Genomic DNA, 6,469 nt, shown 5'->3' on the forward strand with positions numbered 1-6,469 from the left:
CCGCCGCGTCGGCCGCCTTCTACGGCGACCTGATGGGCTGGACGGCCTCCGAGCCGGGCCCCGAGGAGGAGACCGGCGGCTACCGCATGTTCGAGCAGGACGGCAAGGCCGTCGCCGGGCTGATGGCCCTCACCGAGGAGGGCCAGCCGACGGCCTGGTCGACGTACATCACCGTCGCCGACGCCGACGAGACCGCGGGCAAGGTCGCGGCCGCGGGCGGGTCCGTGGTCGTCCCGCCGATGGACGTCATGGACATCGGGCGCATGGCGTTCTTCGCGGACCCGACCGGGGCGGTCTTCGGGATCTGGCAGCCGAAGACGTTCGCCGGGGCGGATGTCGTCAACGAGCCGAACTCCCTGGGCTGGAACGAGGTCGTGACCCGTGACACGGCCGCCGCGAAGGACTTCTACCTGTCCGTCTTCCCGTGGACCGCGGGCACACCCGGCTTCGAGGGTGCCCCGGAGAGCTACGTCGTCTGGGAGGTCGGCGACGCCCCGGTCGGCGGCATGATGGAGATGACCGACGACGTGTTCCCGCCGGAGGTGCCGCCGCACTGGGCGGTGACCTTCGTGGTCGCGGACTGCGACGCGACCGTGGCCCGGGCCCGCGAGCTCGGCGCCACGATCACGGTGGAGCCGATGGACATGGCGATCGGCCGGTTCGCGGGCATCATGGACCCGCAGGGCGCGCCGTTCATGGTCATGCAGCTCGCGGACGGATAGGGCAGCGCAGCGACGGTTACCCGGCCGCTGCGCGCGGCCGGGCACGGCTCAGGGCGGGGTCGAGGCCCCGGCGGCCCTACCCTGCGAGCGCGACCTCGCGCTCGTCCTGGCGGCCCTCGGCCTCGCCGCGGCGCGAGAAGCGCAGCGCCTCGTGGGCGACCTCGCTCTCACGCAGCGCCTTGATGTCCTTCGCGTAGGACATGTTCTGCTGCCACGGCGCGGCGCTGCCCTGCTTGGGGAACGTGTCGATCGCTCGCTGCACGTAGCCGGCGGCGAAGTCCAGCAGGGGCCGCGTCTCCATCGCGGGGTCGGCCTCGGGGACGACGATGTCGTACCCGTGGCGATCCATGTGCGACATCAGTCGGCAGAGGTGCTCGCACACGAGGTCGACCTTCAGCGTCCACGACGAGTTGGTGTACCCGACCGCGTAGGCGAAGTTCGGCACGCCGCTGAGCATCAGGCCGCGGTAGGCGACCGCCTGGGACGGGTCGCCGGGGACGCCGTCCACCGTCACGTCGATGCCGCCGAACAGCTGCAGCTTGAGCCCCGTCGCGGTGATGATGATGTCGGCCTCGAGCTCCTCACCGGACTTCAGCAGGATGCCCTTCTCGGTGAAGGTGTCGATGTGGTCGGTGACGATCGACGCCTTGCCCTTGCGGATCGCCCGGAACAGATCGCCGTTGGGGACCGTGCACAGGCGCTGGTCCCACGGGTCGTACTTCGGCTTGAAGTGCGTGTCGACCTCGTAGCCCTTGGGCAGCTGCTTGATGGTGGCCGCCCGGATGAGCTTGCGGAGGGCGTTGGGGTGCTTCTGCGCGAAGGAGTAGATGCCGGTCTGCAGCGCGACGTTCTTCCGCCGCGTGAGCCGGTAGGCCAGCCGGTCGGGGAGCACCTTGCGCAGGCCGTTGGCGATCGGGTCCTTCATCGGCAGGGTCACGATGTAGCTCGGGGACCGCTGCAGCATCGTCACGTGCTCGGCCTCGTCGGTCATCGACGGGATCAGCGTGACGGCGGTGGCGCCGGATCCGATGACGACGACCTTCTTGCCGGCGTAGTCGAGGTCCTCGGGCCAGAACTGCGGGTGGACGATCTGCCCCTGGAAGCGCTCGCGCCCCTCGAAGTGCGGTGTGTAGCCCTCGTCGTAGTTGTAGTAGCCGGCGCCGCTGAACAGCCACGAGGCGGTGAAGACGACGTCCTCGTCCCCATGCCGCGCCTCGACCGTCCACAGCGCGGTCGACGAGTCGAACGCGGCCCGCACGACCCTGTGGCCGAAGCGGATGTGCTTGTCGATGCCGTTCTCCCGCGCCGTCTCCTGGATGTAGGCGCGGATGTCGGGCCCGTCGGCGATCGCCTTCTCGTCCGTCCAGGGCTTGAACGCGTAGCCGAAGGTGTGCAGGTCGCTGTCGGAGCGGATGCCCGGGTAGCGGAACAGGTCCCATGTGCCACCGATCGCATCCCGGTTCTCGAGGATCGCGTAGGTGCGACCGGGCTGCTTGTCCTGGAGGTGCCAGGCGCAGCCGATGCCGGAGATCCCGGCCCCGACGATGAGGACGTCGACGTGATGCGGGGTGGTAGCGCTCATGGGGGAATGATCGCCGCTTGACACCCTGACGAGAAGGACATTTCGCCCAGTATCCGGCGACCGGCTTGTGCGATCTGCCCAAAACAGGCTACGGTGGTGTAGCCATGGCCGAGCCACCCTCCTGGGATCCGCCCTCCCCCCGTGTCGCCGAGCTCATCCGCAAGGCCGCGACCGCGATGCTCACCGCCCCCGACGACGTGTTCGAGCAGGTGGACCGGGCGACGCTCGGGTCGGCGAGCCCGACCCTCACCGCCGACCCCGTCCTTGTCGACGCCGTCCGCGCCACCAATCACCTGAACCTCATGTACTGGGCGCGGGCGAACGTCGAGGCGCCCGGGATGCGCGTCCCGCCCAACCTGGGGCCGTCGACGCTGGGCATCGCCCGCGATCTCGTGCGCCGCGGGCTCGACGAGGGATCGCTCGACCTGTACCGCACGGGCGAGACCACGGCCTGGCGACAGTGGATGCAGATGGCCTTCGAGCTGACGTCGGACCCGGCCGAGCTCCGCGAGCTGCTCGACGTCAGCGCGCGCTCGATCTTCACCTTCGTCGACGAGACCGTCAGCGGTATCGCACGGCAGATCGAGCGGGAGCGCAGCGAGCTGACGGGCGGCACGCACGCCGAGCGCCTGGAGGTCGTGACGCTCATCCTGGAGGGCGCACCGATCACCAGCTCGCGCGCCTCCACCCGGCTGCGCTACGAGCTGGACCGGTCGCACACCGCGGCGGTCCTGTGGACCCACGGCCGTGAGGCACTCGGCGACGATGGTGCACTGGAGCGGGCCGCCGACGCCCTCGCCCGCGCCGCCGGCGTCGCGCGCCCGCTCACGGTGGTGGCCAGCGCGGGCTCGCTGTGGGCCTGGATCCCCGGGGACGCGGACATCGACGTGGAGTCCGCCCGTGCCGAACTGCGCGCCGACCTCCCGGACGTGCGCGTCGCGATCGGACCGCGAGGCCGCAGGATGGACGGCTTCCGACGCAGCCACCTCGACGCCCTCGCAGCCCAGCGGCTGCTGCACCGCGTTCCCGACGGGCTGCAGGTGGTGACCTTCGACGACGTGCAGGTCGTCTCGCTCGCCACGCACGACCCGGACCGCGCCCGCGCGTTCGTCGACCGTACGCTCGGCGACCTCGCCACCGCCGATCCGGTCCTTCGCGAGACCCTTCGCACGTTCCTGCGTGAGGACTCGAGCACCGCCCAGGCGGCCCGCGCGCTCTACGCGCACCGCAACACCGTGCTCAACCGGCTGCAGCGGGCCCAGGAGCTGCTGCCGACCCCGCTCGACGGTCACCACCTCGAGGTGGGCCTGGCCCTGGAGATCGTGCACTGGCTGGGGACGGACTGACCAGCGCTCGGGACGGGGTTCAGGCCGGTCGCACGCGGGAACACCTCGAGCATGAGCCTGATCGTCTATCTGATCGCCCTCGTCCTCACCGGCCTGATCGTGGGCGCGCTCGGACGACTCGCGCTCCCGGGCCGCGACCCGATGACCGTGCCGGAGACCATCCTGATCGGGATCGCCGGCTCGACGGTCGCCGGACTCGTGTCCCTGGCCCTCTTCGACGGCCGCGGCGGTGGCATCCTGCTGTCGGTCGTCTTCGCGATGCTGTTCGTCTGGCTCGCCCGCCGCGCACGCGGCGGTCAGCACTCCGCGGGCTACGGTCGCTGAGGGCTGCCGGGCCGGGTCGCCGTCAGCGCCCCAGCACCTCCAGCAGGGCCTCACCGTGCTTCTGCACGAAGGACGGGCCGATGCCCTTGATCTCCAGCAGCTCCTCGGGAGACGAGGGCCGGCGCCGCACCACCTCCCGTAGCGTCGCGTCCGTGGCCACCGTGTAGGCGGGCTTGCCCGCGGCGCGCTCCATCCGCCACGCCTTCAGCGGAGCCAGGTCGGCGTCGGCGACCGGCGGTCCGTCGTCGGCGGTCGTGCCGCTCCCGCGACCGCGCGAGGACGCGCCGCGACGCGCCGACACCACGATCTCCGGCAGCCAGTCGACCGGGTCGTGCACGTCGCAGCAGCGGCCCGTGGGCGCGGTCGGCTCGTCGTCGCCGAAGTGATCCAGCAGCTGCCGGCGCCGGCACTCCCCGTCGGCGCCCGCCGCGTAGCGCTCGATCGAGCGGTAGGCCTGCCAGCGGCGGTCGGTCGCCGCCCGGCACATCGCCGCCACCTCCCGGTGGTCCAGCTCACCGGGCAGCACCTGCACCCGGAGTCGACCCCCGGCACCGGGGGCGAGCCGCACGCCGCCCGCACGCTCGGCGACCGCGAGGGCCACGCGATCGCGGTCCGCACCCGCGTCGGCCTCGACGACGCCGTCCTCGCCGGCCCGCGCGCGCAGGCGGCCGACCAGGGCGCCGACCTGCTCGACGGTGACCTCCGCCTCCTGGATGAAGCGCACGAGTCGCCCGAGGTCCGAGCGCGACGACAGCAGCACGGCGCGGGCCGGGAGGCCGTCGCGCCCGGCACGTCCCGCCTCCTGGTAGTAGGCCTCCAGGGACGACGGGAGCGCCCAGTGCCACACCGACCGCACGTCGGCCTTGTCGACACCCATCCCGAACGCGTTGGTGGCGACGACCACGTCGACCTCGCCGCGCATGAAGGCGTCCTGTGCGCGAGCACGCACGTCGGCGGTCATGCCCGCGTGGTAGCCCACGACCCGCAGGCCGCTCTCGTCGCCCAGGAGCGTCGCGATCTCCTCGGTGGACTTCCGCGTGCCGCAGTACACGATCGCCGGGCGGTTCTCCGGGAGCCCCACACCGGCGACCAGCGTCGCCCGCTTGCGCGCCACCGATCCCTCGCCGTCGAACGGCAGGACGTCGAAGGACAGGTTCGGCCGGTCGAACCCCGAGCGCACGCGCTCCGGGTCCCGAAGGCCGAGGCGCCGCACGATCTCCTCGGCGACCTTCGGCGTCGCGGTGGCGGTGCAGGCCATCACGGGCGGGTGACCGAGCTCGGCGATCACGGCGGCGAGCCGAAGGTAGTCGGGCCGGAAGTCGTGTCCCCACTCGCTCACGCAGTGCGCCTCGTCGACCACGAACAGCGCCAGGGCCCGGGTCCTGAGCGCCGCGCGGAAGACGCCGGAGGCGAAGCGCTCCGGCGCGGCGAACACGACCTTGGCGCTGCCGTCGCGGATCGCCGCGATCGCGGCGCGGTTCTCCGACCCGTCACCGCCGGACGCGAGCATCACGGCCGGATGCCCGAGGTCGGTGAGCCGCGCGACCTGGTCGCGCATCAGCGCGATGAGCGGCGAGACGACGACGGTCAGGTCGTCGCCCGCCAACGCGGGGAGCTGGTAGCAGAGGGACTTGCCCCCGCCGGTCGGCATGACCACCAGCGCGTCGCGGGCCTGCAGCGCGGCCTGGACCGCCTCACGCTGGCCCGGACGGAAGGCGCGCAACCCCAGCAGCTCCAGCAGGGAGTCCGGGGAGACGTCGGCCAGCGACCGACGCTCCAGCGACACCGGCGGGGCCGCCGTGTGGATCGGCTCATCGCCCTGCGGGGAGGGGGACCAGCCGTCGTCGACCTCGACGTCGCCGCCGTCGTCCATCGACTCGAGATAGGCGAGGTAGTCGTCCTGCGGCTCCGCGGACGGAGCGCCCGGCAGCGGCGCGACGAGGTCCGCGGCGGCGACCTCCTCGACCGCGAACAGCGTCGGCTCGATCGCCGCCTTCACGCGCTCCGCGGCGAGCTTGGCCAGCGGCGTCAGCGCGTTGCGCTCCGCGGCCGTCAGCGTCCGCCAGCGGGCGCGCACGGCGTCGAGACGGGCCGATGCCCCCGGGTCGGCGGGGTTCTCGAAGACCGTGGCGAGCTGGGTGAGCGCGTCGTGCACCCCCGGACCGTAGCGAGCGAGCCCGTCGCCGCCCCGGCAGCACCATTCGGCGCCTGATGCTCAGGCGCGAGGGAGCTGGTCGGGTCCGAAGGCCTCCCCGAGCGGCACCGGGGCCCCGATCACCATGCCCTGGGCGAGATCGACGCCGAGATCGCCCAGCAGCTCCAGCGTGTCGAGGTCCTCGACGCCCTCGGCGATGGTCCGCAGGCCGAAGCGGTCGCTGAGGTCGACGACCGCCGCCACGACGTGCCGGCTCGCGTCGTTGGCCAGCAGGTCCCGCACGAAGTCGATGTCGATCTTCAGGTAGCTGACGGGGAGGTGCTTGAGGTAGCTGAAGCCC

Annotated in this window: 6 protein-coding genes; 3 read left to right on the forward strand and 3 right to left on the reverse strand. The window is 72.3% G+C overall.

Annotated features, from left to right (window positions below; translation table 11 throughout):
* Nucleotides 1-722: VOC family protein (locus ABYE80_RS15430; RefSeq protein WP_372791183.1), on the forward strand; the 722-nt coding region annotated here is incomplete at its 5' end.
* Nucleotides 723-798: 76 nt separating this feature from the next.
* Here ABYE80_RS15430 and ABYE80_RS15435 read toward each other — a convergent pair.
* Nucleotides 799-2,304 carry a flavin-containing monooxygenase gene (locus tag ABYE80_RS15435; protein ID WP_372791184.1) on the reverse strand — a complete coding sequence of 502 codons (1,506 nt, stop codon included), beginning with the start codon at nucleotides 2,302-2,304 and terminating at the stop codon, nucleotides 799-801.
* Nucleotides 2,305-2,408: 104 nt separating this feature from the next.
* Between ABYE80_RS15435 and ABYE80_RS15440 the strand changes: the two genes are divergently transcribed.
* Both ABYE80_RS15440 and ABYE80_RS15445 read left to right on the forward strand, forming a co-directional pair.
* Complete coding sequence (locus tag ABYE80_RS15440) at nucleotides 2,409-3,650, forward strand: PucR family transcriptional regulator (RefSeq protein WP_372791185.1); 1,242 nt, start codon at nucleotides 2,409-2,411, stop codon at nucleotides 3,648-3,650.
* 51 nt (nucleotides 3,651-3,701) lie between these two features.
* Nucleotides 3,702-3,974, forward strand: coding sequence for a GlsB/YeaQ/YmgE family stress response membrane protein (locus ABYE80_RS15445; RefSeq protein WP_372791186.1), 273 nt, complete (start codon nucleotides 3,702-3,704; stop codon nucleotides 3,972-3,974).
* A 22-nt stretch (nucleotides 3,975-3,996) separates the two neighbouring features.
* Here ABYE80_RS15445 and ABYE80_RS15450 read toward each other — a convergent pair whose 3' ends face one another.
* On the reverse strand, nucleotides 3,997-6,129 hold the full coding sequence (locus ABYE80_RS15450; RefSeq protein ID WP_372791188.1) for a RecQ family ATP-dependent DNA helicase: 2,133 nt from the start codon (nucleotides 6,127-6,129) through the stop codon (nucleotides 3,997-3,999).
* 60 nt (nucleotides 6,130-6,189) lie between these two features.
* Nucleotides 6,190-6,469 (reverse strand): EAL domain-containing protein (locus ABYE80_RS15455; protein WP_372791189.1); only part of this gene is annotated, 280 nt, incomplete at its 5' end.

It is taken from the genome of Paraconexibacter sp., from assembly GCF_041602235.1.
In the GTDB taxonomy this organism is placed as follows: Bacteria; Actinomycetota; Thermoleophilia; order Solirubrobacterales; family Solirubrobacteraceae; genus Paraconexibacter.